General features: G+C 68.4%; 28 protein-coding genes. 18 read left to right on the plus strand and 10 right to left on the minus strand.

Going from position 1 to position 26,678, the window contains the following annotated elements:
- Window positions 1–94 precede the first annotated feature (94 nt).
- Window positions 95–2,398 (plus strand): DNA topoisomerase IV subunit A, encoded by a 2,304-nt coding sequence (parC, locus tag CD928_RS13165; RefSeq protein WP_095387570.1) that lies wholly within the window; start codon window positions 95–97, stop codon window positions 2,396–2,398.
- Between the two features lie 90 nt (window positions 2,399–2,488).
- Window positions 2,489–4,171 carry a bifunctional diguanylate cyclase/phosphodiesterase gene (locus CD928_RS13170; protein WP_255247161.1) on the plus strand — a complete coding sequence of 561 codons (1,683 nt, stop codon included), beginning with the start codon at window positions 2,489–2,491 and terminating at the stop codon, window positions 4,169–4,171.
- Here the strand turns inward: CD928_RS13170 and CD928_RS13175 are convergent.
- The 4 genes from CD928_RS13175 to CD928_RS13190 are packed head-to-tail and all read right to left on the minus strand — an operon-like array spanning window position 4,135 to window position 7,063.
- Complete coding sequence (locus CD928_RS13175; protein ID WP_095387572.1) at window positions 4,135–5,343, minus strand: CCA tRNA nucleotidyltransferase; 1,209 nt, start codon at window positions 5,341–5,343, stop codon at window positions 4,135–4,137. The two genes, CD928_RS13170 and CD928_RS13175, sit on opposite strands and share 37 nt — an antisense overlap.
- Window positions 5,340–5,930, minus strand: coding sequence for a CoA pyrophosphatase (locus tag CD928_RS13180; RefSeq protein ID WP_095387573.1), 591 nt, complete (start codon window positions 5,928–5,930; stop codon window positions 5,340–5,342). Before CD928_RS13180 ends, CD928_RS13175 begins: the two co-directional genes overlap by 4 nt.
- Window positions 5,930–6,514, minus strand: coding sequence for a DUF1285 domain-containing protein (locus CD928_RS13185; protein WP_095387574.1), 585 nt, complete (start codon window positions 6,512–6,514; stop codon window positions 5,930–5,932). Before CD928_RS13185 ends, CD928_RS13180 begins: the two co-directional genes overlap by 1 nt.
- A gap of 45 nt (window positions 6,515–6,559) precedes the next feature.
- Window positions 6,560–7,063, minus strand: a complete 504-nt coding sequence (locus tag CD928_RS13190; protein WP_095387575.1) for a GNAT family N-acetyltransferase — start codon at window positions 7,061–7,063, stop codon at window positions 6,560–6,562.
- 89 nt (window positions 7,064–7,152) lie between these two features.
- Between CD928_RS13190 and CD928_RS13195 the strand changes: the two genes are divergently transcribed.
- Complete coding sequence (locus CD928_RS13195; protein ID WP_095387576.1) at window positions 7,153–7,536, plus strand: dihydroneopterin aldolase; 384 nt, start codon at window positions 7,153–7,155, stop codon at window positions 7,534–7,536.
- On the plus strand, window positions 7,533–8,297 hold the full coding sequence (locus CD928_RS13200) for an SDR family oxidoreductase (protein ID WP_095387577.1): 765 nt from the start codon (window positions 7,533–7,535) through the stop codon (window positions 8,295–8,297). The genes CD928_RS13195 and CD928_RS13200 overlap by 4 nt, the downstream gene beginning before the upstream one ends.
- A gap of 216 nt (window positions 8,298–8,513) precedes the next feature.
- On the opposite strand, the gene CD928_RS13205 is transcribed toward CD928_RS13200, so the two are convergent.
- Together CD928_RS13205 and CD928_RS13210 are read right to left on the minus strand one after the other, a co-directional pair.
- Window positions 8,514–9,953: an NAD-dependent succinate-semialdehyde dehydrogenase gene (locus tag CD928_RS13205; RefSeq protein ID WP_095387578.1), complete on the minus strand. Its 1,440-nt coding sequence runs from the start codon at window positions 9,951–9,953 to the stop codon at window positions 8,514–8,516.
- A 180-nt stretch (window positions 9,954–10,133) separates the two neighbouring features.
- Entirely contained in the window at window positions 10,134–10,733 is a 600-nt protein-coding gene (locus tag CD928_RS13210; protein WP_095387579.1) for a TIGR02466 family protein, read from the minus strand.
- 47 nt (window positions 10,734–10,780) lie between these two features.
- Here CD928_RS13210 and CD928_RS13215 point away from each other — a divergent pair, with 47 nt between their 5' ends.
- The gene (locus CD928_RS13215; RefSeq protein ID WP_095387580.1) at window positions 10,781–11,698 is read left to right on the plus strand and encodes an SMP-30/gluconolactonase/LRE family protein; all 918 of its coding nucleotides are present in this window, start codon (window positions 10,781–10,783) and stop codon (window positions 11,696–11,698) included.
- A gap of 16 nt (window positions 11,699–11,714) precedes the next feature.
- Window positions 11,715–12,401 carry a VIT family protein gene (locus CD928_RS13220; protein ID WP_095387581.1) on the plus strand — a complete coding sequence of 229 codons (687 nt, stop codon included), beginning with the start codon at window positions 11,715–11,717 and terminating at the stop codon, window positions 12,399–12,401.
- A 121-nt stretch (window positions 12,402–12,522) separates the two neighbouring features.
- Here the strand turns inward: CD928_RS13220 and CD928_RS13225 are convergent, their stop codons facing one another.
- Window positions 12,523–12,906, minus strand: coding sequence for a DUF488 domain-containing protein (locus tag CD928_RS13225; protein ID WP_095387582.1), 384 nt, complete (start codon window positions 12,904–12,906; stop codon window positions 12,523–12,525).
- Between the two features lie 62 nt (window positions 12,907–12,968).
- On the opposite strand from CD928_RS13225, the gene CD928_RS13230 reads away from it, so the two are divergent.
- Together CD928_RS13230 and CD928_RS13235 are read left to right on the plus strand one after the other, a co-directional pair.
- The gene (locus CD928_RS13230) at window positions 12,969–14,072 is read left to right on the plus strand and encodes a DUF2855 family protein (RefSeq protein WP_095387583.1); all 1,104 of its coding nucleotides are present in this window, start codon (window positions 12,969–12,971) and stop codon (window positions 14,070–14,072) included.
- Window positions 14,069–14,716 (plus strand): HAD-IA family hydrolase, encoded by a 648-nt coding sequence (locus CD928_RS13235; protein ID WP_095387584.1) that lies wholly within the window; start codon window positions 14,069–14,071, stop codon window positions 14,714–14,716. Before CD928_RS13230 ends, CD928_RS13235 begins: the two co-directional genes overlap by 4 nt.
- A gap of 3 nt (window positions 14,717–14,719) precedes the next feature.
- On the opposite strand, the gene CD928_RS13240 is transcribed toward CD928_RS13235, so the two are convergent.
- Both CD928_RS13240 and CD928_RS13245 read right to left on the minus strand, forming a co-directional pair.
- A complete protein-coding gene (locus CD928_RS13240) occupies window positions 14,720–15,538 on the minus strand; it encodes a universal stress protein (RefSeq protein WP_095387585.1) in 819 nt (272 codons plus the stop codon).
- Window positions 15,539–15,607: 69 nt separating this feature from the next.
- Entirely contained in the window at window positions 15,608–16,510 is a 903-nt protein-coding gene (locus CD928_RS13245) for a LysR family transcriptional regulator (RefSeq protein WP_095387586.1), read from the minus strand.
- Window positions 16,511–16,597: 87 nt separating this feature from the next.
- Here CD928_RS13245 and CD928_RS13250 point away from each other — a divergent pair, with 87 nt between their 5' ends.
- From CD928_RS13250 to CD928_RS13275, 6 genes are all read left to right on the plus strand, one after another.
- A complete protein-coding gene (locus tag CD928_RS13250) occupies window positions 16,598–17,308 on the plus strand; it encodes a CoA transferase subunit A (RefSeq protein WP_095387587.1) in 711 nt (236 codons plus the stop codon).
- Window positions 17,305–18,174: an HAD family acid phosphatase gene (locus tag CD928_RS13255; protein WP_095387588.1), complete on the plus strand. Its 870-nt coding sequence runs from the start codon at window positions 17,305–17,307 to the stop codon at window positions 18,172–18,174. Before CD928_RS13250 ends, CD928_RS13255 begins: the two co-directional genes overlap by 4 nt.
- On the plus strand, window positions 18,174–18,839 hold the full coding sequence (locus tag CD928_RS13260) for a CoA transferase subunit B (RefSeq protein ID WP_095387589.1): 666 nt from the start codon (window positions 18,174–18,176) through the stop codon (window positions 18,837–18,839). Before CD928_RS13255 ends, CD928_RS13260 begins: the two co-directional genes overlap by 1 nt.
- A gap of 151 nt (window positions 18,840–18,990) precedes the next feature.
- On the plus strand, window positions 18,991–20,451 hold the full coding sequence (locus CD928_RS13265; protein WP_255247162.1) for a S41 family peptidase: 1,461 nt from the start codon (window positions 18,991–18,993) through the stop codon (window positions 20,449–20,451).
- An 82-nt stretch (window positions 20,452–20,533) separates the two neighbouring features.
- Window positions 20,534–21,835: a serine hydrolase gene (locus tag CD928_RS13270; protein WP_095387590.1), complete on the plus strand. Its 1,302-nt coding sequence runs from the start codon at window positions 20,534–20,536 to the stop codon at window positions 21,833–21,835.
- 24 nt (window positions 21,836–21,859) lie between these two features.
- Window positions 21,860–22,540 (plus strand): glutathione S-transferase family protein, encoded by a 681-nt coding sequence (locus tag CD928_RS13275; RefSeq protein ID WP_095387591.1) that lies wholly within the window; start codon window positions 21,860–21,862, stop codon window positions 22,538–22,540.
- A gap of 6 nt (window positions 22,541–22,546) precedes the next feature.
- Here CD928_RS13275 and CD928_RS13280 read toward each other — a convergent pair whose 3' ends face one another.
- Window positions 22,547–23,065, minus strand: coding sequence for a sterol desaturase family protein (locus CD928_RS13280; protein WP_095388048.1), 519 nt, complete (start codon window positions 23,063–23,065; stop codon window positions 22,547–22,549).
- Window positions 23,066–23,250: 185 nt separating this feature from the next.
- Between CD928_RS13280 and leuC the strand changes: the two genes are divergently transcribed.
- The 4 genes from leuC to CD928_RS13300 all read left to right on the plus strand — a co-directional run bounded on the left by leuC (window position 23,251) and on the right by CD928_RS13300 (window position 26,662).
- Complete coding sequence (leuC, locus tag CD928_RS13285; protein ID WP_095387592.1) at window positions 23,251–24,681, plus strand: 3-isopropylmalate dehydratase large subunit; 1,431 nt, start codon at window positions 23,251–23,253, stop codon at window positions 24,679–24,681.
- Complete coding sequence (leuD, locus tag CD928_RS13290; RefSeq protein WP_095387593.1) at window positions 24,678–25,268, plus strand: 3-isopropylmalate dehydratase small subunit; 591 nt, start codon at window positions 24,678–24,680, stop codon at window positions 25,266–25,268. Before leuC ends, leuD begins: the two co-directional genes overlap by 4 nt.
- Window positions 25,269–25,379: 111 nt before the next feature.
- Window positions 25,380–26,375, plus strand: a complete 996-nt coding sequence (locus CD928_RS13295) for an NADPH:quinone oxidoreductase family protein (RefSeq protein WP_095387594.1) — start codon at window positions 25,380–25,382, stop codon at window positions 26,373–26,375.
- A 68-nt stretch (window positions 26,376–26,443) separates the two neighbouring features.
- Complete coding sequence (locus tag CD928_RS13300; RefSeq protein WP_255247202.1) at window positions 26,444–26,662, plus strand: DUF167 domain-containing protein; 219 nt, start codon at window positions 26,444–26,446, stop codon at window positions 26,660–26,662.
- Window positions 26,663–26,678: the final 16 nt, after the last annotated feature.

The following is a 26,678-nucleotide window of genomic DNA, read 5'->3' on the forward strand; positions in this document are numbered from 1 at the left end:
CCGCCGTCCGGCTTGCGCGAATGCGCGTGCGGACGCAAGCGGCGACCGCTTTGCCCTTTGCCTCGGGGCCCGGCCTTGCTATCGGCACCGGACAATGGCGAATACGACCGACGATCCCGACCATAACGAACCCGTCCCCGGCCAGATCGATACCCCGTTCGACAGCGCGCTGTCCGAACGCTATCTCGTCTATGCGCTGTCGACGATCACCGCGCGCTCGCTCCCCGACCTGCGCGACGGGCTGAAGCCCGTCCACCGCCGCCTTCTGTGGGCGATGCGCGCGATGCGGCTCGATCCCAGCCAGGGCTACAAGAAATCGGCGCGCGTCGTCGGCGACGTCATCGGCAAGTTCCACCCGCACGGCGACACCGCGGTCTATGACGCGATGGTCCGTCTCGCGCAGGATTTCTCGCTCCGCTATCCACTCGTCGACGGCCAGGGCAATTTCGGCAATATCGACGGCGATAACGCCGCGGCCTACCGTTATACCGAAGCGCGGCTGACGCGCGTCGCGGTCGACCTGATGCAGGGTCTCGACGAGGGCACGGTCGATTTCAAGCCGACCTATAATGGCGAGGACGAAGAGCCCGAGATCATGCCGGGGCTGTTCCCGAACCTGCTCGCCAACGGCGCGAGCGGGATCGCGGTCGGCATGGCGACGAACATCCCGCCGCACAACGCCGCCGAAGTGATCGACGCCGCGCTCGTCCTGATCGACAATCCGAAGGCCGAGCTTGCCGAGCTGCTGACCCATGTGAAGGGGCCCGATTTCCCGACGGGCGGCATCGTCGTCGACAGCGCCGAGACGATCGCGCACGCCTATGAGACCGGCCGCGGCGGCTTTCGCGTCCGCGCGCGCTTCTCGACCGGCCGCGATGCCGAGGGGCGCTGGGAGGAAACGGGGATCGAGAAGCAGGCGGGCGGCACTTGGCAGCTCGTGATCAGCGAAATCCCGTACGGGGTCGCCAAGGGCAAGCTGATCGAGGCGATCGCGCAGTTGATCGCCGACAAGAAGCTGCCGATCCTCGAGGACGTGCGCGACGAAAGCGCCGAGGACATCCGCATCGTCCTTGTCCCCAAGAGCCGCAACGTCGACCCCGAGGTGCTCAAGGAAAGCCTTTATCGGCTGACCGAGCTCGAAAGCCGCTTCGCGCTCAACCTCAACGTCCTCGACGCGACGCGGACGCCGAAGGTGATGGGGCTGCACCAGCTCTTGACCGAGTGGCTGCAGCACCAGATCATCGTGCTCGTCCGCCGCGCCGAGCACCGGATCGGCAAGATCGACGACCGGCTCGAGCTGGTTGGTGGCTATCTGATCGCCTTCCTGAACCTCGACCGCGTCATCGAGATCATCCGCACCGAGGACGAACCCAAGGCGGTGATGATGGCCGAGTTCGAGCTGACCGACCGCCAGGCCGAGGCGATCCTCAACATGCGCCTCAGGAGCTTGCGCAAGCTGGAGGAAATGGAGCTGAAGCGCGAGCAGGCCGACCTCGTCGCCGAGCGCGAGGAACTGGCGAAGCTGGTCGCGAGCAAGGACCGTCAAAAGACGCGGCTGCGCAAGGACCTCGAAAAGCTGAAGGCGGTTTACGGGCCCGACACGCCGCTCGGCGCGCGGCGGACGGCGATCGCCGAAGCGGCGCCGGCGCGCGATATTCCGCTCGACGCGATGATCGAGAAGGAACCGGTAACGGTGATCCTGTCGAAGCGCGGCTGGATCCGCGCCCAGCGCGGCCATGTCGCAGCCGACCAGTGGGCCGAGTTCAAGTTCAAGGAGGGCGACGAGCTCGCCTTCGCGGCGCATGCGCAGACCACCGACAAGCTGCTGGTCGCGGCAAGCGACGGGCGTTTCTTCACGGTCGGCGCGGACAAGCTGCCCGGCGGGCGCGGTTTCGGCGAGCCGCTGCGGCTGATGGTCGATATCGACCCCGAGGCACGGATCGTCGCGCTGATCCCCGCAAGCGCGGAGGGCCGCCTGCTCCTCGCCTCGACGAGCGGGCACGGCTTCATCGTCCAGATGGGCGAGGTGATCGCCGAAACGCGCAAGGGTCGCGGCGTCGTCAACCTGAAACCCAAGGCCGGGCTCGCCGTGGTGCGCCCGATCGCGCCGGACGACGACAGCGTCGCGGTGGTCGGCGAGAACCGCAAGCTCGTGGTTTTCCCGATCAACGAGGTGCCGGTGATGGCGCGCGGCCAGGGCGTGATGCTGCAACGCTATCGCGACGGCGGCCTGTCGGACGCGGTCAGCTTCGTCTTCGCCGAGGGTCTGAGCTGGACGATGGGCGGCGACAGCGGCCGCACCCGGACCGAAACCGACCTCGTTCCCTGGCGCGTCGCGCGCGGCGCCGCGGGGCGGATGCCGCCGACCGGTTTTCCGCGAAACAATCGTTTCGGCTGAAACCGATTCCCCTTTTGCCGTAAATAGCTTCTTTACTCCCGGTGACATAGTCATGGGTCAATGGGGAAAGGTCGCACAAAACCCTTCGTTATGCCTATCGATCAGACCGGCGAAGACCGGCCCTTGCTTTACGTCGGCTGGATCGACGCCCTGCCGGTGCCCGCAGCGCTGATCCGGCCGCTGGAACGCGGCAATTTCAGCCTCCACGCCAGCAATGCCGCGTTCGACCGGCTCGGCCTGTCGCCCGCCGGCGCGAACGCCCCGATCGAACTGCGCCGGGCCATCGAGCGCGCCGCGGCGGGGCGGGTCGACGAGAACCAGGAATTCGCGTGCCGCCTCGGCGAAGGCGTGGCAGCGCGCGATCTGCGCGGCGCGATCGGCCGGCTGTCGGACGAATGCGGCGACGAATCGCTGTTCCTGCTGACGCTGATCGACCGCACCCAGGAAATGATGACCGAGCGCAACCTGCGCCGCGAACTGGTTTCCGACAGCCTGACCGGCCTCCCCAATCGCGCCGGGTTCGAGGAGCTGGTCGAACAGCGATCGCATACCGACGAGCCCGCCGACCATGCGATCCTGCTGCTCGACCTTGCGCGCTTCAGCCGCATCAACGAGCATATCGGCCCGCTCGCGGGCGACGAGCTGATCATCACCGTCGCGCGCCGCCTGAAGTCGAGCCTGCGCAGCGGCGACATATTGGCGCGCAGCGGCGGCGACGAATTCGCCATCTCCACCCGCATCACCGGCGGGCGCGCCGACGTGCGCGAGCTGGCGCGGCGCATCCGCGGCTGTTTCGACCATCCGTTCCGCATCGGCGAGTTGAAAGTCAGCGTCGATTGCGCACTCGGCTGCGCGATTCAGCCCGGACATGACACCGATATCGGCGACCAGATCCGCCACGCGCAGATCGCGCTGAAGCGCGCCAAGCAGACCGACCGCATCGAAATCTACGAGCCCGAGGCGGCGATGCTGTCCGACAATCGCTTCGGCCTCGAAACCGCGCTCAGGAGCGCGATCGAAGAGGACCGTCTGCGCCTCGCCTTCCAGCCGCTGATCGAGCTGGCGAGCGGCCGCGTCGCCGGCTTCGAGGCGCTCGCTCGCTGGGACGACAGCGACGGCAGCCCCGTGTCACCGGCCGAATTCATTCCGGTCGCCGAGGATTCGGGCTTGATCGTGCCGCTCGGCCAGTGGGTGATCGCCAAGGCGGCGAAAGTGCTGGCCGACTGGGACCGCGACAATGGCGGAACGCCGGTCGAATGCTATTTCTCGGTCAACGTGTCGGCGATCCAGCTCGTCCGCGACGATATCGCGGCCGTCGTGCGCCAGGCGCTGATGACCAATGCGATCGGCGGCGAGCGGCTGATGATCGAGCTGACCGAAAGCGCGATCATCGGTGACCCCGACCTCGCGCTGTCGGTGCTCAGCGAATTGAAGGCGCTCGACGCGCGGATCGCGATGGACGATTTCGGCACCGGCTATTCGAACCTTGCCTATCTGCAGCGGCTGCCGATCGACGTGCTCAAGATCGACCGCAGCTTCGTCGACCATATGGTCGAGGATCGCGACAAGGCCGCGATCGTCCGCACGATCCAGAGCCTCGCCGAAGTGCTGGGGATGAAGACGACCGCCGAAGGGGTCGAGACCGCCGACCAGGCGCGGCTCTTGTCGGCGCTCGGCTGCGATTTCGGGCAGGGCTATCTGTTCGCGCGGCCGATGGATGGCCCCGAAGCCTTCGCCTATTGGCGCGAATCGCTGGCGCGGCCGATCATCTGATCGGCGAGCTCGCCGACGCGCGCCGCATCGGGAAAATCCTCCGCGACCCACGCCGCCTCGACCGCGCGCAGGATTCGCGCGACCTCGGGCCCCGCGGTCACGCCGCGCGCGATGATGTCGCCGCCCTTGATCGGCAGCTCGGGCGGCACCCAGCCGGCGAGGCTTCGCGCGCCCGTCCCATCCGATGCCGCGAGGAGATGGACGTCGCGCGCCGCCTCGACGCCGATCGCATGGGCGAGCCGGCGCGCCGGGCGCGCGGTGTCGCCGCGATGCGCCGCCGCAGCCGCGAGATGCTTGCGCTGGCGCGTCGACAGGCGCAGCCGGCTCGCCACCGTTTCGGCCGTCGCGGCATCGGCGGGGAGCAACGCCGATAGGCGGCGCAGGGGCGCGGGCGGCGTAGCGGTCGCCGCCTCGTTCGCGATCAGCCGGTCGAAAGTGCTCGCGAACGCCGGGTCGAGTTCGGGGACCACCACCGCGAAGATGCCGTCGGCCGCCATCCGGCCGACGACCGCGCGCGGATCGGGCAGCGCGAGGATCTTGAGCAGCTCGTCGGCGACGCGCTCGCGCGACAGGCTCTTGAGCGACTGGCGCGCCGCGACCACCGCCGCGTGGCTCGACGGGTCGAGCTCGCCGCGCCCGAAACGCGCCGCGAAGCGATAGAAGCGCAGGATGCGGAGGTGATCCTCGGCGATCCGTGTCGCGGCATCGCCGATGAAGGCGACGCGCCCCGCCGCAAGGTCCGCGAGCCCGCCGAACCAGTCGTCGACCGCGCCCGTCGCCGGATCGGCATAGAGCGCGTTGATCGTGAAATCGCGCCTCGCCGCATCCTCGCGCCAGTCGTCGGCGAAGGCGACGGTGGCGCGCCGCCCGTCGGTCGCGACGTCGCGGCGCAGCGTCGTGATCTCGTGCCGGTCGCCGCTTGCGATCGCGGTGACGGTGCCGTGCGCGATGCCGGTCGGGATCACCTTGACGTCGGCCGCCTCCAGCCGCCGCATCACCTCGTCGGGGCGAAGCGGGGTCGCGAGATCGATGTCGGTGGCGGGAAGGCCGAGCAGCGTGTCGCGCACCGCGCCGCCGACGATCTTCACCGCGCCGCCGTCCGCCGCCAGCGCCGCGACGATGCGCGCGAGGCCCGGCCCCTGCCGCCACTCGGCGTCGGGCAGCACCGTCATCGGTGCCAGCCCGCGGGCATCCGCCGCGCCAGATTGATGATGATTCCCGCCGTCACGCCCCAGATCCGCCGTCCCTGCCAGTGCATGTCATAATAATGCCGATCGTGCCCCTGCCAATGCGCATGCTGGCGGTGGTAGTTTTCGGGGTCGAAAAGGATGTCGAGCGGAACCTCGAACCAGTCCTCGACCTCATCGGGGTTGGGATCGAGCGGCAGGTCGGGCGGGATAACGCCGAGCACGGGGGTGATGTGATAGCCGCTGCCCGAGCGATAGGCCTCGGTCGTCCCCGCAATCGCCACGTCGCGGCGGTGGAGGCCGATCTCCTCCTCGGCCTCGCGAAGCGCGGCGTCGACCGCGTCGCGGTCGCCGGGGTCGATCTTGCCGCCCGGAAAGGCGACCTGCCCCGCATGGCTGCGCAGCCACTGCGGCCGCTGGGTCAGGATGACGCCGGGGTCGGCGCGGTCGGTGAAGGCGATCAGCACCGCCGCGTCGCGGAGGGTCGGCGGGCCGTCGAACAGATAGGCCTCGTCCTCGCCCGGGTCGGGGAGCAGATTGTCGAGCGCGGCGCGCAGCTTTTCGGAGAGCATCAGGCGTCCACCAGCGGAAAGCGGGCGCCGTTCGACCAGATGACGGGCAGCTCCCCGCTGTCGGCGAGCGCCATCTCGACCATCTCGTAATAGAGCGCGCGGTCGATCCGCGCCTCAAGCCCATTGCCGATCGCGCCGCGGACATGAAGCCGGGGATCGGGGCTGTCCGGGTCGCTCCCGAAGGAGAGCGGATGATCGCCGCCCGCAAGGACCAGATCTTCGGTGTCGAGGCGAAAGATGAGCCTGCGCTCCTTCCCTTCGCCTTCGCTCTTCATCTCGACCGCGCGAAAGGGCGTGTCCTCGACCGCGATGCGCAGCCTTTCGGCGGGCGTCACCAGCACATGGCTTCCATCGGGTTCGCGCCGCAATATGGTCGAGAAGAGCCGGACCATCGCCGGGCGGTCGATCCGCCCGCCCTCATGATACCAGCTGCCGTCGGCGCGAATCTCCATCGCGCTGTCGCCGCTGCGCTCGGGGTGCCACGTCTCGACCGGCGGCAGCTTGCGCGCGGCGAGAAGCTCGGCCGCCTCGGTCAGCGAAAGCTGCGAAAAGGGCTTGGGAAGCGACGGCGCGGGGGTGACCATGGACCCGACATAGGGGGGCGTGCGCGGCGCGCAACCCCGCTATGGTCAACGCGGCCCGATCATCCCCGCATTCACCGGCAGCGCGTGCCCGTTCACCGCGCGTGCGAGCAGGCGGCGTTTCTCGAACGGGCCGGGCAGATCCCAGGCGCCCGTCGCATCGGCGGTGAAGCCGAAGAAGCGACCGTAATATTCGGGGTCGCCGATCATCATCAGCGCGCCGTCGGCGTTGGCTTCGGCCGCCTCCAGCATATGCGTCATCAGAGCGCGGCCGTGTCCGCCGCGCTGCACGTCGGGGCGCACCGCGACCGGGCCGACCATCACCAGCGGATGCGCCGCGCCATCGGCGGTGCGGAGGGCGACGGGCCAGCACTGGATCGTTCCGACGAGCATGCCATCCTCGACGAGCGCGAAGCTGAGCGCCGGGATCGCCGCCGCCCCTTCGCGGAGGCGGTAGGCGGTTCGTCCAAAGCGGTCGGGCCCGAAAGCGGCGTCGAGCAGATGCTCGACCGCCTGCGGCTCGATATTCGCCAATGGAAGTAACTCGACCAATGCCCGCCCTTTCGCTAATGCGGCGGCGCTTTAGGGTCGCGGCACCGCGTTGCAAAGCCGAATGTCGCGCCCGCAGACAGGATTTTCTTGTGACCGACCAACTCTGGCTCGAAGTCGACGGGCTGACCGTCCAAGTGCTGACCGGCATCTATTCCGAGGAAACCCACCTTCCGCAGCCGCTCCGCATCTCAGTGCGCGCGCGGCTGGCGATGGCCGATCATTACGACCCGACGACGCCGCTCAGTGCGTCGAAGAATTACATGCACCTCAAATTCGCGGCGACCGACGCGATCCCGAAGGACGTGCATTTCGTTCTGATCGAAAGCGTCGCCGACCATATCATCGACACGCTGTTCCTGCAGGACGACCGCGTCGCGGAGGTCGAGGTGAAGATCGTCAAGCTCGCGATCGCCGAGGACGGCGAGGAGATCGGGATCACGATGCGCAGAAGCCGACCGGGCGCGCGCAAGTGACGCGGAAGCTCGCCCTCGTCACCGGTGGGCTGCACCGCGTCGGCGCGGCGATCGCGGCGCGACTCGCGCGCGAGGGCTATGCGCTCGCGCTCCACAAGCACAGCCTCGCCGACCCCGACGCGATGCTCGTCGAAGCGCTCGCCGAGACCGGCGCCGAGAACCGGCATTTCATCGCCGACCTGTCGGACGCGGAGGCGGTCGACGCGCTGATCCCGGCGGTCGCCGACGCCTTCGGCCGCGCGCCCGACCTGCTCGTCAACAATGCGGCGCTGTTCGCCGAGGGCGAATGGGAAGGGCTGACGCAGGCCGATCTCGCGGCGATGATGCAGCTCAACCACCATGCCCCGGTGATGCTCGCAAAGGCGCTCGTCGCGCGGGCAGGCGAAGGGCGGCGCCCCGCGATCGTCAACATCGTCGACCAGCGCGTCGCGCATCCGGTGCCCGACCAGATCGCTTACAGCCTGTCGAAAGCGGCGCTGTGGCAGGCGACGGCGATATTGGCGGTGGCGTTCGGCGGCCGCGCGCGCGTCAACGCGGTGGCCCCGGGGCTGACGATTCCCACCGACGATTATGTGCCGGGGCAGGTCGAGCGGCTGGCACAGCGGATGCCGCTCGGCGCGCTGCCGACCCCGGCGCAGATTGCCGATGCGGTGATTTACCTGGCAAAAGCCGAGGCGGTGACGGGGCAGACGATTTTCGTCGACGGCGGCGCGCATCTGGCGCCGATGGGACGCGATTTCGTGGCGCTGGAGCGGGATTGATCGGCGCCCATCGGGTGGCAATGAGCGGCCGGGTGCGGCCATGTCTTCTCCCCTCCCTTCTAGGGAGGGGCTGGGGGTGGGTAGCCGCCGAAGGCGGCGTTCTTTCGTGGGCTCGCTCCGCTCGCGCACCCACCCCTAACCCCTCCCTAAAAGGGAGGGGAATGGCCCAAATCCCACCCCAAAGCCGACGGCGGGCCAGCCTTCACACCGCCCGGTTCAATAAATATGCACCGCTTTCGTCACCAGATAGCTTTCCAGCCCCTCGGGCCCGCTTTCGCTGCCGAAACCCGATTCCTTGATCCCGCCAAAGGGCGTGTCGTGGCTCGAGATGACGAAGCTGTTGATCCCGACCATGCCGCTTTCGATGCCGTCGGCGATGCGGTTGATGCGGCGGCCGTTTTCGGTGAAGGCGAAGGCGGCGAGACCGTAAGGGAGCCGGTTCGCCTGTTCGAGCGCGTCCTCCTCGGTTCCGAACGGCCGGATCAGCGCCATCGGGCCGAAGGGTTCGTGGTTCATCGCATCGGCATCGAGCGGCACGTCGGCGATCGCGGTGGGCAGAAAGAAATTGCCTTCGCCCGTCGCCTCGCCGCCCGCGACGACGCGCGCGCCTTTCGCCTTCGCATCGGCGATCATCGCCTCCAGCGCGGGCGCGCGGCGCGCGTTGGCGAGCGGCCCCATCTGCGTGTCGGGATCAAGCCCGCTGCCGATCTTCACCTTCGCCGTGCGTTCGGCGAAACCCTGGACGAAGGCGTCGTAGATGCCCTGCTGCACATAGAAGCGCGTCGGCGACACGCACACCTGCCCCGCGTTGCGGAATTTCTGCGCGACGACGCGGTCGAGCGTCGCCTGAAGGTCGCAATCGTCGAAGACCAGCACCGGCGCGTGGCCGCCGAGTTCCATGGTGATCCGCTTCACCCCGTCGGCGGCGAGGCGCATCAGATGCTTGCCGACCGCGGTCGACCCGGTGAAGCTGACCTTGCGGATCACCGGGCTCGCGAGCAGGTGACGGCTGATCATGTCCGGCACGCCATAGACGAGCTGCGCGACCCCCGCGGGAATGCCCGCATCGTCGAGGCAGCGCATGATCGCGCTGGTGCAGCCCGGTGTTTCCTCGGGCGCCTTGGCGATCACGACGCAGCCCGCGGCGAGCGCGGGAGCGATCTTCTTGACCATCAGATTGACCGGGAAGTTCCAGGGCGAAAAGCCCGCGGCGGGGCCGACCGGCTGCTTGAGGACCATCGCGCGCTGGCCTGCCGGGCGCTGGAGCACGCGGCCCTCGATGCGCTTTCCTTCTTCCGCGAAATAGGCGAGCAGCCCCGCCGCCGACGCAACCTCGCCGCGCGCCTCGGCGATCGGCTTGCCCTGTTCGAGCGTCAGCAGCGTCGCGATCGGCTCGATACGTTCGCGGATGATCCCCGCCGCCTTGTGCATCAGCGCGGCGCGCTCGTCGGGCGTCCTGGCCCGCCACAGCGGCCATGCCTTGTCGGCGGCGGCGAGCGCCTCGTCGAGGTCGGCGGCGGTCGCGACGGGCAGTTCGGCGATCGGCGCGCCGGTCGCGGGATTATAGACCGGCGCGACATCGCGCCCCTCCCCGCTCCGCCACGCGCCCGCGATGAAAAGTTGCAGGTCGGCGTTGTAGTCGGCGGTCGCGGTCATGGGAGTTCCTTTCTAGCGAAGCCCCTCCTCTTCAGAGGAGGGGTTGGGGTGGTAGCGAGCTTGGAACAAGCTCGCTCGGGCATCTAGCCCGACCGAGCTTCACCACCCCCGTCCCCTCCTCTGAAGAGGAGGGGCTTATCAGGCAGCGACGCGCCCCGTGGTTGGCGATATAGGATCGGCTCAGGAGTAGTTAAAGCTGATACTAATCCGCTCGCCCTTGCCGGCATGGGCCATGACCTCGTGCCGCAGCCAGCTTTCCCACAGAAAGACGCGGCCCGGCGCGGGCGCGGCGTAGATGAAGGGGCGCAGATGCTCGGGCGCGTCGTCGGTGCGCCCCGGCGCCGCCATCAGCATCGGCAGCCGCGGATCCTCGAGCTTGAGCACGCCCGATCCGGGCGGCACGGCGACATAGAAAGTCCCCGACACGACGCTGTGCGGATGGATATGCCCGCTGTGAGTGCCGCCGGGTTTCAGCAGATTGACCCACAGGCTGTCGAGCCGCAGCGGCTTGGCGAGGTCGAAGTGACAGGCTTTGGCGAATGCCTTCACCTCGCGGTCGAGCAGGCGCTTCAGGTCCGCGAAGGCGGGGTCGCGCTGCGGGAGGTCGTCGAGGCTCGCATAGCTCGTATAGCCCTTGTAGCCATGATCGCGGCTCCAGCGCCGCCCCGCGCCATCCTCTTCGGCGAGCAGGCGACAGCTTTGCTCGAGTTCGTCGAGCAGGTCGGGAGTGCCGATGTCGGCTTCGTAAAAATGGGTGGCGAAGAGCGTGCGAACGGGCATGATGGGCGGGAAAGCACAGCGAACGAACAAGAGCAAGGGAGACGAGGATGGAGTTCGAACTGATCGCCGACGGATTGCGCTTCCCCGAGGCGCCGGTCGTGATGGACGACGGCAGCGTCATCGTGGTCGAGATCGAGCAGGGGCGCATCACCCGCTGCTGGCCCGGCGGGAAGAAAGAGGTCGTCGCGACCCCCGGCGGCGGCCCCAATGGCCTAGCGATCGGCCCCGACGGCAAGCTCTATTGCTGCAACAACGGCGGCTTCCATTATGTCGAGGCGAACGGCTATCTCGCCCCGCACGGGATCGCGAGCGACTATTCGGGCGGGCGGATCGAGCGGATCGACATCGCGACGGGCGCGGTCGAAATCCTCTACAAATCGGGCGACAATGGCGTGGTGCTGCGCGGCCCCAACGACATCATGTTCGACGCGCACGGCGGCTTCTGGTTCACCGACCACGGCAAGGTCGATTATGAAAAGCGCTGCCACGACGTCGTCGGCATCTTCTATGCCAAGGCCGACGGCAGCTTCATCGAGGAAGTGATCTTCCCGAGCTACAACCCCAATGGCGTCGGCCTGTCGCCCGACGGGACGAAGCTCTACGCGGCCGAAACCTATACGTGCCGGCTGACCCAGTTCAACATCGTCGCCCCCGGCAAGGTCGACGATGCCGCGGGGCCGGGCGGCCCCGGCATCCCGCTCTATCGCCCCGCGGGCTATAAATTCTTCGACAGCCTCGCGATGGAGGCGAACGGCAATATCTGCGTCGCGACGATCGGCGAATGCGGGATCAGCGTCGTCTCGCCCGCGGGCGAGCTGGTCGAATTCGTCGCGACCGACGACATCTTCACGACCAACATCGCCTTCGGGGGCGCCGACATGCGCGACGCCTATCTGACCCTGTCGGGCAGCGGGCGGCTCGTGAAGACGCGCTGGGCGCGGCCGGGGTTGAAGCTGCAATATTGAGGAAGGACGAGGGGGTATGCACCGCGAAACCCACGCCGTCGAGCGGATCGGCTGGCTGCGCGCCGCGATCCTCGGCGCCAACGATGGAATCGTCTCGACCGCGAGCCTGATCGCCGGGGTCGCGGCGGCGGGCGCGGCGCAGGCGTCGATCCTCGTCACCGGAGTCGCGGGGCTCGTCGCGGGCGCGATGTCGATGGCGGCGGGCGAATATGTGTCGGTGAGCTCGCAGGGCGATGCTGAAAAGGCCGACATCGCGCGCGAACGCCACGAGCTCAAGACGCAGCCCGAATTCGAACTTGAGGAACTGACGCAGATCTACGAGGGGCGCGGGCTCGACCGCGCGCTCGCCGAAGAGGTCGCGCAGGCGCTCACCGCGCACAACGCGCTCGACAGCCATTTGCGCGACGAACTGGGGTTGAGCCGCGAGATGCGCGCGCGTCCCGTGCAGGCCGCGGCGGCTTCGGCGGCGAGCTTTTCGATCGGCGCGGCACTGCCGCTGCTCGTCGTGCTGCTCGACGCCGGCCGTTCGCTGCCGTGGACAGTCTCGGCGGCGTCGCTGGTCTTTCTCGCGGTGCTCGGTGTGCTCGGCGCCTGGGCGGGCAATGCGCCGATTGCGCGCGCCGTGCTGCGCGTCAGCTTCTGGGGCGCGTTCGCGATGGCGGCGACGATCGCGATCGGGTCGCTGTTCGAGGCGGCGGGCTGAATATAATCCCCGTCATTGCGAGGAGCGGAGCGACGAAGCAATCTCCAGCCACCGGCACAGCGCAAATGATAGCTGGAGATTGCTTCGCTCCGCTCGCAATGACGAAACCAACAGGAGGGCTCTAGCGCCCCTCCAGCCACTCGCGCAGCGCGACGGCGTTGTTCCGATCCTCGTCCTTCGCCGCATAGAGCAGGGTCACTGGCCCCGCCTTCATCGCGGCATCGATTTCGGCGAGCGCCGCCGCAGCCTCGCCGCCGCCGGCATCCAGCGCGGCGAAATACTCCTTGCGGAACGCGTTCCACGCCGCGTCGCTGCCGGCGGTGGCGTGGTGGAACTGCTCGCGCATCGCGTCGCTCGGCGACAGCGGCTTCAGCCATGCGGCGAGGTCGGCCTTTTCCTTCGACACGCCGCGCGGCCACAGCCGGTCGACGAGGAAGCGCGCGCCGTCGCCGGGCTCGGCCGGTTCATATATGCGCTTGACCGCGATTGTATGGGATCGTGGCATCTGTATGACTATCCCCCGTCCCGCGCCCGCAGGCAAGGGCCAAGACAATCGGAGGGGTCCGCATGCACAACGGCTGGGCGATCGACATCGATCGCGACGATATCACCACGGCGACGCTGGTCGAGGAGGCGCCCGCGCCGCTCGCGCCGGGACAAATCCGGGTCGCGACCGACCTTTATGCGATGACCGCGAACAACATCACCTATGCGGTGTTCGGCAAGCCGTCGGGCCTGTTCGGGAACGATCAGGGCTATTGGGATTTCTTCGCCGAGCGGGGCGAGCCCGGGCGCCTGCCGGTCTGGGGCTTCGCGACCGTCACCGAAAGCGCGGCCGACGGCATCGCGGTCGGCGACCGCTTCTACGGCTATTATCCGATGGCGAGCCATGCGGTGCTGACCCCCGGTGCCGCCGGGCCCGGCGGCTTCACCGACGTCACCCCGCGCCGGGCCGCCCTGCCCCCGATCTACAACCAGTATCAGCGGATCGAGGCGCTGCCCGACTATCGCGCCGGGCATCACGACTATTGGCCGATCTTTCGCCCGCTGTTCCTGACCGGCTGGCTGATCGCCGACCAGTTCGAGGACGACGGCGACTATGGCGCGGACCAGATATTGATCGCGAGCGCGTCGAGCAAGACCGCGATCGGCCTCGGCTATTCGCTCGCGCGCCGCGGCGGCGCGCGGCCCGAGACGATCGGCCTGACGAGCGCCGCCCACGTCGCCGCGCTCGATGCGCAGCGCATCTACGACCGGGTCATCAGCTATGACCAGATCATGACGCTGAACGCGGCAACGCCGAGCGCGCTGGTCGACATGGCGGGCAATGGCGCGGTGACGCGCGTCGTGCACAGCCATTTCGGGACCAGCCTCCAGGCCTCGATCATCGTCGGCAAGTCGCATTGGGACGCGCAGGCCGACGCCGCCGGGCTTCCGGGGCCCGAGCGCCAGGGCTTCTTCGCGCCCGGCCGGGTGCAGAAGCGGATCGGCGACTGGGGCGGGGCGGCGTTCGGGCAGCGGGTCGGCGAGGCGTGGCTCGGCTTCATGGAGGTCGCGCCGCAGCTCGCGCGGCCGGACACGCACGCGGGCGGCGCGGCGGCGCTTGACGCCTATCGCGAAATGCTGTCGGGCGCGGCGGACCCCAAGACAGGATTATTGATCGCGCCATGAGCTTCACGACCGTCATCTTCGATTTCGGCGGCGTCATCACCGCCTCGCCCTTCGAGGCGTTCAACCGGCTGGAGGAGGAGCGCGGGCTGCCGCGCGACTTCGTGCGCCGCGTCAACGCGCGCGACCCCGACGGCAACGCGTGGGCGAAGTTCGAGCGCGCCGAGATCGACGCGGCCGCTTTCGACCGCGCCTTCGCCGACGAGGCGCGCGCGCTGGGGCACGATCTGGAGGGCGAAGCGGTGCTCGCGGTGCTCGCCGGCGCGGTGCGCCCGGCGATGGTCGCGGCGCTCGATACGCTGAAGGCAAAGGACTTCACGATCGGCTGCATCACCAACAATGTGCCCTCGGGAAAAGGCGCGGGCATGGCGCGCAGCGACGGCGCGGCGGCCGAGATCGCGGCGATCATGGCGCGCTTCGACCATGTCGTCGAATCGAGCAAGGTCGGAGTGCGCAAACCCGACCCCGCGATCTACCGGATGATGTGCGAGGCGCTGGACGTCGCGGCATCCGACTGCGTCTATCTCGACGACCTCGGCATCAACTGCAAGCCGGCGGCGATGCTCGGCATGCACGCGATCAAGGTGACGAGCGGCGAACAGGCGCTCGCCGACCTGTCGGCGGCGCTGGAAATGCCGCTGCCCTAGAACCTAATGGGCGAGGAGGAGCGGCGTCCGGCTGTGCGACAGCAGGTGGCGCGTCACCCCGCCGAACAGCGTTTCGCGAAGGCGGCTGCGGCCGAAGGCGCCCATGACGAGCAGCCCTGCGCCCATCGCCGCCGCCTCGGCCACGAGCCGTTCGCCGACCGCATCGGCACCGCGGGCGACGGTCTGCAACTCGCCGTGGATGCCGTGACGCGACAGATAGCGCAGCGCGTCGGTCGCGGGAAAGCCGTCCGCGTCGGCATCGCCCGTATCGATGGCGACGAGCGTCACGGCGCGGCCATGCAGCAGGGGGATGGCGGCGCGGAGCGCGTGTGCCGCTTCGGTGCTGCCGTTCCACGCGACCATCGCCGGCGCCTCGAAAACGAGCGCCTTCGTATCGCGCGGCAGGGCGAGGACGGGAACTGGCGCGGCCAGCGCCACGTCGCCGGCGAGCAGCGGCAGGTCCCCCCGTCCCTCACCCTCGGCAGCGGGCAGGCTGACGATGGCAAGATCAGCGAAGGTCGCGGCGGCAGCGAGCGCACCCGCGACATCTCCGTCGGACATCGCGATGTCCCAGGGGACATCCTCGCCCGCAAGCCGGTCGGCCAACCGGCTTTCGAGCGTCAGATCCTCGGCCTGCGCTGCGGCGAGCGCCTCGGCGGAGAAATAGGTGCCGCCGAAGGGATCGAAGCTGATGAACTGCCGGAGCGGGGTCGCGATCAGCAGCGTCGCATGGCCCTCGAACCATCGCGCGAGGTCGAGCGCGGCCTGCAGCCGGCCCTCGAAAGCGGAATCATTGTCGGCATGAACGAGTATCGAGCGCATATCCGATCTCCTTGGGCTGCTTCACCATAGCAGAATGCGCGGATGCGCGCCCGAGGTCATTGATCGGCGTCAAATCCCCGTGGCCGGCGCGATGCGCAGGCGCGCGGCCTGTTCGAAGATGCGCACCAGCACCGGCTCGGTATCGGCGACGCGCATCGCGACATGGAATTCAACCGGCGCCGGCGGCGGCATGCCGGCGAGTTCGACGAGCGCGCCGCGCGCGACCTCGGCGCGCACCATCGGTTCGGGAAAAATGCCGACCCCGCCGCCCGCGAGCGCGATGTCGATCATCATCCGGGCGTTGTTGCAGAGGTTCAATGAGCGCGGCGCGATGCGCGAGGCGTCGATCGCGTCGCGCATCCGGCCGTGGATCGGCGAGTGGCTGGCGAGCGACCAGACCGGCATCGCCGCCGCCTCGCCGCCCGCATCGAAGGCCGCGGCGACCGCCGGACTCGCGAGCCAGACGAGCGCGACCTTGCCGATCGGGCGCGAGGTCAGCGCCGGATGCGCGACCGGCCCCGCGGCGAAGGCCATGTCGGTGCGGCCGGTGAGCAATTGCTGGATCAAATTCGCGGTCAGGTCGATCTCGATTTCGAGGCCGACCCCCGGCATCTCTTCCTTCAGCGCCGCGACGAAGGGCGGCAGGCAGCTCGCCGCCGCAATCTCGCCCGCGCCGATCCGCACCACCCCGCTCGCCTCGGCGAAGCCGCCGCTGCCGAGCAGCGCGCGCTCCATGTCGCGGAGCAGCGGCGCGCAGTCGCGCACCAGCTTGCGCCCCGCGGGGGTCAGCGACATGGCGCGCCCGTCGCGGCGGAAGAGCGCCGAGCCCAGCCGCTGTTCGAGCTCGCGCATCCGCGCCGACACCGCGGGCTGGGTCGTGTTGAGCCGCTCGGCGGCGGCCGAGAAGGTGCCGAGCCGGTCGATCCACAGCAGGGTTTCGAGATGGTAGAGCGCGATTCGATTGATCGACATCGCTTATGGATAATCTAAAAACACTATGATTAGAATTGATATGTCGGATGCGCCAATGTCGCGCCGCCAGCAGCAGGAGGCCGATTCATGGCGAACAAGCGATACCCCGACGCAGCCGCAGCCCTCGACGGCCTCCTCTTCGACGGGATGCAGATCTGCGCGGGCGGCTTTGGCCTCTGCGGCATTCCCGAGCGGCTGATCGACGCGATCCGCGATTCGGGGGTCAAGGACTTGACCATCGCGAGCAACAATGCCGGCATCGACGGCGAAGGCCTCGGCAAGCTGCTCCGCACGCGGCAGATCAAGAAGATGATCTCCTCCTATGTCGGCGAGAACAAGGAGTTCGAGCGGCAGTATCTGGCGGGCGAACTCGAGGTCGAATTCTGCCCGCAGGGCACACTCGCCGAGCGCTGCCGCGCGGGCGGAGCGGGGATTCCCGGCTTCTATACCAGAACCGGCGTCGGCACCGCGGTCGCCGAGGGCAAGGAGGTGCGGAGCTTCGACGGAGAGGATTATATCCTCGAGCGCGGCATCTTCGCCGATCTCGCGGTCATCAAGGGATGGAAGGCCGACGAGAGCGGCAATCTGATCTTCCGCAAGACCGCGCGCAACTTCAACCAGCCGATGGCGACCGCGGCGAAAATCTGCGTCGCCGAGGTCGAGGAGATCGTGCCGGTCGGAAGCCTCGACCCCGACGGCATCCACCTGCCCGGCATCTATGTGAAGCGGCTCGTCCTTGGCGCGCCCTATGACAAGAAGATCGAATTCCGCACCGTGCGCCCGCGGGAAGCGGCGTGAGGCGCGCCCTCGCCCTGTCGCTGGGCCTGCTCCTCGCGGGCTGCGCGAGCGCGGGACACGCGCCGGTCGCGTCGGCGCCCGCCTCCCCCACCGAGCCGGCGAAACCGACCACCGCGCTCCAATATCTCTACGGTTCGGCCGAGGCCGCCGTCGCGGTGCGCGCCGTCAATGCACGGATCGCCGATTATGTGGCCGAGCGCGTCAAGCAGCGGCCGCAGGACAGCGTCGTGCTGGCGCCCGGCGCGAGCATGGACGCGCCGCGCTTCGAGCCGTGCGGCGACAAGCCTTTCGCCGCGGTGTTCGACGCCGACGAGACGCTGATCTGGAACCTCGGCGCGACGCGCTACATGGCCGAGCGCCGTATCGCCTTCGATCCCAAGATTTGGGATAGCTGGGAGAAAACCGGCGCCGGCGCCGCCAAGGCGATGCCCGGAACGGTCGAGATGGTGACCGCGCTGCGCGCTGCGGGGGTCACCGTGATCGCCAACACCAACCGCAGCGCCGCCAATGCCGAAGGCGCGGAAGCGACGCTGCGCGCGGCGGGCCTCGGCGAATTCAGGCATGGCGAAACGTTATTCCTCGCGGGCGACGACGCCGGCGGGTCGAGCAAGGACGGGCGCCGCAGCGCGATCGCGTCGAAATATTGCGTGATCGCGATGGCAGGCGACCAGCTCGGCGATTTCAGCCAGCAGTTCAATGACAAGGCGCTGGCGCCCGCCGCGCGCATCGCGCTCGCGACCGGCCCCGCCGCCGCGAAACTGTGGAACCGTGGCTGGTTCCTTTTCCCCAACCCCGTCTATGGTCCGTGGGACCGGCTGGGCTGGGACGATCTTTTCCCCTCCGACACCGCATGGGAGCCGAAATAATGGCCGACGAAACAAAGGGCTGGACCCGCGACGACATGGCGGCGCGCGCCGCGCAGGAGCTCGAGGACGGCTATTATGTCAACCTCGGCATCGGCATCCCGACTTTGGTCGCCAACCATGTGCCCGCGGGCATGACGGTGACGCTGCAGTCGGAGAACGGCATGCTCGGCATCGGCCCCTTTCCCTATGAGGGCGACGAGGACCCCGACCTGATCAACGCCGGCAAGCAGACGATCAGCGAGCTGCCGCAGACCGCCTATTTCGGGTCGGAGCAGAGCTTCGCGATGATCCGCGGCGGCCATATCGACCTCGCCGTGCTGGGCGGCATGGAAGTCGCCGAAAATGGCGACCTCGCCAACTGGATGGTGCCCGGCAAGATGATCAAGGGCATGGGCGGCGCGATGGACCTGGTCGCGGGGGTCAAGAAGATCATCGTCGTGATGGAGCATGTGGCGAAGGACGGATCGGCCAAGTTCATCCCCGCCTGCACGCTGCCGCTGACCGGCAGGAATGTCGTCGACATGATCGTCACCGACCTCGCGGTCTTCAAGCGCGCCGACCATGCGAGCCCGTTCCGGCTGATCGAGCTGGCGCCGGGTGTGACGGCGGAAGAGGTCGCGGCGAAGACGACCGCGACCTATGAGGTGGCGCTGGAGACGGCCTGAGCCGAAACACCCGCCTGCCATTTTGCGTCATTGCGAGCGAAGCGAAGCAATCCAGGGCGGTTTGCGCCACTCTGGATTGCTTCGCTTCGCTCGCAATGACGGATTTATCAACTGTATTGTAAATATAATACAGCGGCGATAGCATGAGGCCATGTCGATGCTCCTGCTGTCCCTGCTCGTCCTCGCGCCGGACGCCGCGCCCGCCGATCCTGCCCCGCCCCGCGACTGGGCCGCGACGCTGCGAACCGACGCGCAGGCGATGCACGACGATATCGCGGCGAACCATCCGGGCCCGGTCAACACGCTCGATCCCGATTTTTCGAAGCGCAACGACGCTGGCCTCGCCCTGGCGGTGGCGCGCGCGGGCAAGGCCAGCGATTTCGCCGGCTATTATTACGCGCTCAAGGCCTATGCCGCCTCGTTCGACGACGGTCATCTGGGCTATGGCACGACCGACAAGGCGCCGCCTTTCACCGCGCGCTGGCCGGGCTTCCTGACCGGCTTCGAGGGCGTGGCGCAGGTGGTGAAGACGCGCGCCGACGACGCGCCCGTCCCGCTCGGCGCGGTGCTCGAAGGCTGCGACGGCAAGCCCGCCGACCGGCTCGCGGCCGAAAATGTCGGCGCCTTCGAAGGACGCTGGTTCCTCGCTTCGCGGCGCATGCTGCGCGGCGGGCAATTGTTCGTCGATCAGGGCAATCCCTTTATCGCGCGCCCGGTGCGCTGCCGCTTCCGTGTGGGCGATATGGCGCGCGAGGTGACGCTCGACTGGCATCCGATCGACAACGCTACGCTGACCGCGCGGGTGCGCGACACCAACCAGATGGCGCGCGCGCCGATCGCCGCGCGCACGCTGGCCGATGGGACGCGCTGGTTCGCGCTATCGGGGTTCGACGGCGATCCCGATTCGGCCGATGCCAAGGCGCTCGGGCCGCTGATCGACGCGATGCACGCCGACCGCGCCGCGATTGCCGCCGCGCCGCGCATCGTGCTCGATCTGCGCGGCAACAATGGCGGCTCCTCCGACTGGTCGGCGCAGATCGCCGCGATCCTCTGGGGCAAGCAGCGCGTCGAGGCGCTGCCCAGTACGAGCAGCGTCGACTGGCGCGCCTCGGCGGACAATGTGAAGACGCTGACCGAGTTCGGCGACCATGTCCGCGACGCGCCGGGCACATCCGACGACATGAAGCGCTGGATCGACGCGACCGTAAGCGGCGTCACGGCCGCCCATGATCGCGGTGAGCCATTATGGCGCTCGGTCGAGCCCGCCGACCTCGCGAAAACCCCCGGCGAACCGCCCGCTCCGCCCGCGGGGCCGGTCTATTTCGTCACCGACAGCGGCTGCGCCTCCGCGTGCCTCGACGCCGCCGACCTGTGGAAAGCGCTCGGCGCGATCCAGGTCGGGCAGGAGACCAGCGCCGACACCCTCTATATGGACGTGCGGCAGGACGTTCTGCCGAGCGGCCTCACCCGCATCGCGGTGCCGATGAAGGTCTATCGCGGCCGCACGCGCGGCTCGAACGAGCCGCTGCGTCCGGTACATCCCTATCCGGGCGATTTGCGCGACACCGGTGCGCTCGCGCAATGGATCGCGACACTGCCCGAAAACCGCTGACCCCCGCTCGCCCCATCCATCCTTCCTACCGGCTCGTTGGGGGTGACGAGGGGGAAAGTCGCGGCTAAGAGGGCGGCCGAATATGAGGTCGCGATCCCGTAACAAATCCGCGCTGCGGTTTCTTCTTGCCCCCCTTGCGGTCGCCGCACTGGGGCTGGGCTGGTTCGGCCTTCACGCCTCGGGCGGCGGCCAGCCCCTCGCCAGCATCGCGATCCCGATCAACGCTCCCGAAGACCTGCCCGACACGCCCGCCGAATGGCGCGGCCGGATCGACTATCGCGCGCTCGACCGGCAATTGTCCGATCTGGCGCAGCGCCCCGAAATGGCGGGGCTCGCGGTCGCGGTGGTGGAAGACGGCAAATTGCGCTTCGTTCGCACCTATGGCGTCGCCGACCGCTCGACCGGGGCGCCGGTCACGCCGCACACCCTGTTCCGCTGGGCCTCGGTGTCGAAGACCGCGACGGGCGCCCTCGCCGCCGCGATGGCGCGGGACGGCACCGTCGACCTCGACCGCCCCATCGCCGCGTGGCGCACGTCGCTGCACCTTCCCGGCGGCGCCGAGGCGCACGTCACGCTCGGCCAGCTTCTGGCCCAGCGCACGGGCCTGACCAAGAATGCCTATGACGACCGGCTGGAGGCCGGGCAGAACCCTGCGCTGCTTCGCGCGGGTCTCGTCAATGCACCGCTGCAATGCGAACCCGGAACCTGCCACACCTATCAGAACATCGCCTTCGACGCCGCGAGCGAGATATTGGGACAGGCCGCGCACAAATCCTTCCCCGACGCGGTGAGCGACCGGCTCTTCCTCCCGCTCGGCATGGTCAGCGCGGGATATGGGATGGAGCGGCTGACGGGCGCCAGGGATTGGGCGCGGCCGCACCGCGGCCGAACGATCCTGCCGCTCACCGAATCCTATTGGCGCGTTCCCGCTGCCGCCGGTGTCGAAAGCGATGTCGTCGATTTCGCGCGCTGGATGCAGGCGATGATGGGAAAGCGCCCGGAGGTGCTGCCGAAGGCGGTCCTGGAGATCGCCCATCGCCCCCGCGTGGGCACGGCGCGGCTCTATGGCGGCGCCCTGCGCCAGGCCACCAGCGATGCGGACTATGGCCTGGGCTGGCGGAGCTTTACCTATGACGGCCGCCGGCTCGAAGGCCATTCGGGCGCGGTTTCGGGCTATCGCGCCACGCTGATGTTCGAACCGGCGACGCGAACCGGCGTCGTCGCGATGTGGAACAGCGACTGGGGATTTCCCTTCCGCATCCCCTTCGCGGTGATCGACAGCTATCACAAGCGCGACGACGCGCGCTGGCTCGACCTGAGCAAGCTGCCCAAGGCCAAAGACGAAATGGCCGGAAGGTCGGCGAAAACCTCCCAAACCGGCTGAAGGCAAGGTAAGAAGGCGACCCGCATGTACCAACTGATCACCGCGAACCGCAATTATTCGAGCTGGTCGCTGCGCCCATGGGTGCTGATGAAGGCGCTCGACATCGCGTTCGAGGACCATATCGAGCCCTTTACCAGCCCGATCAACTATGACGAGTTCCGCAGCTTCTCGCCGACGGGACAGGTGCCCGTGCTGCTCGACGAGGGGCGAACCGTGCATGATTCGCTCGGCATCGCCCTCTACCTCGCCGACCGGCACGATGGCGTCTGGCCGACCGACGCCGACGCGCGCGCCTGGGCGCAGTGCGCGGCGTGCGAGATGCACAGCGGCTTTTCGGCGTTACGGAATGATTGCACGATGAACGTCGGCGTCCGCGTGCGACCGAAGCCGATGTCGGACGCGTTGAGAGCCAATGTCGCACGGGTCCGCGAACTTTTCGAAGAGGGACTCGGCCGCTTCGGCGGCCCATGGCTGGCGGGCGACGCCTTCACCGCGGTCGACGCCTTTTTCGCTCCGGTCGCCTTCCGCATCCGCACCTATGGCCTCGACGTCGGCGCCGGGCAGGCATGGGTCGACGCGATGCTCGCGCATCCCGCGATGCTGGAATGGGAACGGCAGGCGCTCGCCGAGAGCTGGCGCGAGGAGAGCCACGAGGCCGAGCTGGCGGCGGCGGGGGTGATCACCGCGGATTATCGGACGGCCTGACCGGAGCTAGTCCGCCAACGCCTCACGCACCACCGCGACCCCCGCCTCGCGCTGCGCCTTCAGTTCGGCCTTCAGCGTCGCGGGATCGCGCGCCAGCAGGAAGCCGAAACTGACCCCGCCTTCCTTGCCGAGCGTCGCGTGGTGGAGCCGGTGCGCCTGCACCAGCCGCTTGGCATAGCCGCGCCGCGGCACCCAATGGAACCAGCGCTGGTGGACCAGCCCGTCGTGCGCCAGCGTGTAGAGAATGCCGTAGAGGAGAATCCCGAGCCCGATCCACGTCCCCGGTTCCCACGCCCTTGCGCCCATGATCATCGGGCTGCCGGCCGCGAACATCGATATGCTGAGTCCCGCGCCAGCGATCGCGAAGCGGTCGTTCTTTTCCAGACGATGGTCGTGAGGTTCATGATGGTCGCGGTGCCACGCCCAGCCGAAGCCGTGCATGATATATTTGTGGCTCGCCCAGGCGACGCCCTCCATCGCCGCAACGGTGGCGATCACGAGAGCGATGATGGCGAGGGTGGACATGATGCCGTTATAGACCAACTCGTCGCCCCCGCGAAGGCGGGGGCCGCTATCGTTTTACGCCGACATGCCGGCCAAGGCCGACGGCGGCCCCCGTCTTCGCGGGGGCGACGGTGTATCGCGACCGAAAATTGCGTTTTCGATCGCCACTGGCTTGCATTGTTGTGCAACCGGCTTAAGTGGACCGCATGACTCGGCCCCGCACCCTCTATGAGAAAATCTGGGACGCGCACGTCGTCGAACGGCGCCCCGACGGTACCTCGTTGATCTTCATCGACCGCCACCTCGTCCATGAAGTCACCAGCCCGCAGGCGTTCGCGGGGCTTCGCGCGAGCGGGCGCACGGTGCGCCGGCCCGACCTGACGCTCGCGGTGCCCGACCATAATGTACCGACGACGGCGCGGCTCGACGCGGACGGCAACAAGCTGCCGATCGCCGACCCCGAAAGCGCGGCGCAGCTCGCCGCGCTCGAAAAGAACGCACCCGATTTCGGCATCCGCTATATCGACGCGGTCGCGCCCGAGCAGGGCATCGTCCATGTCGTCGGACCCGAGCAGGGTTTTTCGCTGCCCGGCACGACGATCGTCTGCGGCGACAGCCACACCGCCTGCCACGGCGGCATCGGCGCGCTCGCCTTCGGCATCGGGACGAGCGAGGTCGAGCATGTGCTCGCGACGCAAACCTTGCTGCTCCAGCCCGCCAAGACGATGGAAGTGCGCGTCGAGGGCGAGGTCGGACCCGGCGTCAGCGCGAAGGACATCATCCTCCACATCACCGGGACGATCGGCGCGGCGGGCGGCACCGGCCACGTCATCGAATATACGGGCAGCGCGATCCGCGCGCTGTCGATCGAGGGCCGGCTGACGATCAGCAACATGGCGATCGAGGGCGGCGCGCGCGCCGGACTGATCGCGCCCGACGAGACGACGTTCGACTATCTGAAGGGCCGCCCCTATGCGCCGAAAGGTGCCGATTGGGACGCGGCGGTCGCTTACTGGAAGAGCCTCGCGACCGATCCGGGCGCGACCTACGACAAGATCGTCGTCATCGACGCCGCCGACATCGCGCCGAGCGTCACCTGGGGCACGAGCCCCGAGGATGTCGTGCCGATCACCGGCATCGTCCCCGACCCCGCGAGCTTCGCCGACCCGTCGAAGCAGGCGGCGGCCGCCAAAAGCCTCGCCTATATGGGGCTCGAACCCGGCATGCGGATGCAGGACGTGCCGATCGAGAATATCTTCATCGGCAGTTGCACCAACAGCCGCATCGAGGACATGCGCGCCGCGGCCGCGATCGTCAAAGGCCGCCACAAGGCCGCCAATGTGAAATGGGCGATCGTCGTCCCTGGATCGGGCCTCGTTAAGCGCCAGGCCGAGGCCGAGGGGCTCGACCGAATCTTCATCGATGCCGGACTCGAATGGCGCGAGCCGGGCTGCTCGGCCTGCCTCGCGATGAACCCCGACAAGGTACCCGCGGGCGAACGCTGCGCATCGACCAGCAACCGCAACTTCGTCGGCCGCCAGGGGCCCGGCGCGCGCACCCACCTCGTCAGCCCCGCGATGGCGGCGGCGGCGGCGGTCACGGGCCGACTGACCGACGTCAGGGAGTTGATGGCATGACCCCGCTGGAAAAGGTCGAGGGCCGCGCTATTCCCCTGGGGCTGAAGAATGTCGATACCGACGTGATCATTCCCGCGCACTGGCTGAAGACGACGAGCCGCGAAGGCATGGGACGCGGCGCGTTCGAGACGCTGCGCGCCGACCCCGGCAATCTGTTCGACAGCGCCGAGTATCAAGGCGCGCCGATCCTGATCGCGGGCGATAATTTCGGCTGCGGATCGAGCCGCGAGCACGCGGCGTGGGCGCTCGGCGACCTTGGCATCCGCGTCGTCATCGCGCCCTCCTATTCGGACATTTTTTCGGGCAACGCGGTCAAGAACGGCATCCTGCCCGTCGTTCTGCCGCAGGCGGCGATCGACCGGCTGATGGAGGTCGCGGCGACCGACCCCATCCATGTCGACCTCGACACGCAGACGGTGACCACGCCCTTCCAGGACCGCTTCGCCTTCGAGATCGACCCGTTCCGCAAGATGTGCCTGCTCGAAGGGCTCGACGAGATTTCGCTGACCGAGAAAAGCGACGCCGCGATCGGCGCCTATGAACAAAAGCTCGACGCCGAGCGTCCCTGGATGCGACCGGCGGCATGAGGTAACGGCACCGGCCCGCTCCCCCACCCGGCCTCCCATCTCAGGATACGCTGTGGGAGGCCGGGTGGGGGAGCGGGCCGGTGCCGCCACAACGAAGAAAAGGAGACAATGATGAAAGCTCTTCTGTCGACCGCGACCGGCGGCCCCGAAACGCTGACGCTGGGCGAACTGCCGCGCCCGACCGCGGGCAAGGGGCAGATCGTGATCGATGTGAAGGCTTGCGCGGTCAATTTCCCCGACGTGCTGATCATCGAGGATAAATATCAGTTCCGCCCCGAGCGCCCCTTCGCGCCGGGCGGTGAAGTCGCGGGGCTGGTCGCCGAGGTTGGCGAAGGCGTGACCGAGTTCAAGGTCGGCGACCGCGTGCTTGCGGGTTGCGGCAACGGCGGCATGTCCGAAGCCGTCGCGGTCGGCGTCCACAATGTCTATCACCTGCCCGAAGGCCATGATTTCGCCGAGGGCGCATCGCTGCTGATGACCTATGGCACCAGCATCCACGCGCTCGTCGATCGCGGACACATCCAGGAAGGCGACACCCTGCTGGTCCTCGGCGCGTCGGGCGGGGTCGGCATCGCCGCGGTCGAGCTGGGCAAGGCGTTCGGCGCGCGGGTGGTCGCCGGCGTGTCGAGCGAGGCGAAGGCGGAGATCGCACGGGCTGCCGGCGCCGACGAAGTGGTGATCTATGGCCGCCAGCCGTTCGACAAGGACCAGTCGAAGGACCTCGCGAACAAGTTCAAGGAAGCGGTGGGGCCGAACGGCGCCAACCTCGTCTACGACGCGGTCGGCGGCGACTATGCCGAGCCGGCGCTGCGCTCGATCGCGTGGGAGGGCCGCTACCTCGTCGTCGGCTTCCCCGCGGGCATCCCTCGTCTGCCGCTCAACCTGACCCTGCTCAAGAGCTGCGACGTCGCGGGCGTCTTCTGGGGCGCCTTCGTCGCGCGCGAACCGGCGCGCAACCGCGCCAACATCGCGCGGCTGTTCCAGCTTTGGGAGCAGGGCAAGATCAAGCCGCGGGTCACCGAAACCTTCGCGCTCGCCGACGGCGGCAAGGCGATCGCCAAGCTCGGCGATCGCAGCGCGGTCGGCAAGCTGGTCATCACCCTCTGAAATATCGCCCCGACCCGGCGCTGACCGAAGCGCTGCGCGCGCTCGCGGCGCCGACGGGCCGGCTCGAACTGCGCGTCACGCCGGGCGCGAGCCGCGACACGGTCGCCATTGCGGAGGGCGTGGTGCAGGTGCGGGTGACCGCGCCGCCCGCCGATGGCGCCGCGAACGAAGCGGTGCTGAAGCTGCTCGCCGCGGCGCTCGGATGCGCGCGCCGCGACCTGACGCTGATCCGCGGCGCGACCGGGCGGACCAAGCTCGTGGGGGTGACCCTGCCCGACGCCGGTTAACGCTTTGTCAGGGGCT

Source organism: Sphingopyxis sp. GW247-27LB (assembly GCF_002277025.1).
Lineage (GTDB): Bacteria > Pseudomonadota > Alphaproteobacteria > Sphingomonadales > Sphingomonadaceae > Sphingopyxis.